Genomic DNA, 238 nt, shown 5'->3' with positions numbered 1-238 from the left:
CGGCCACAACCTTGCCGGGGAACGTGTCCGTTTCGGGCGAACGGAAGCGCATGAACAGGGACATCGGGATCCCGGGCGCTTTCCCCCCGGGTTCCGCCGCGGTCTCCACGGTCCACTTCCCCTCGCCAGAACTCTGCATACCGCCGCGAATCCCTTCCAGCTTGGGATCTTGGGAGAAGGCCTGCCCGCCCAGCCCCATCAGCCACCCCCGGGACACCGAACCGTACGACCAAACCTG

Annotated in this window: 1 pseudogene; it reads right to left on the bottom strand. The window is 66.8% G+C overall.

The annotated features are described in order from the left end of the window. Positions 1-238: pseudogene (locus tag KVT34_RS31085) on the bottom strand (phosphogluconate dehydrogenase (NAD(+)-dependent, decarboxylating)); the annotation flags it as partial.

The organism is Paenibacillus sp. GbtcB18 (assembly GCF_019091125.1).
Taxonomy (GTDB): domain Bacteria; phylum Bacillota; class Bacilli; order Paenibacillales; family NBRC-103111; genus Paenibacillus_F; species Paenibacillus_F chitinolyticus.
Note: the sequence above shows the minus strand (reverse complement) of the source record. Positions and strands in the feature narration are given on the sequence as shown.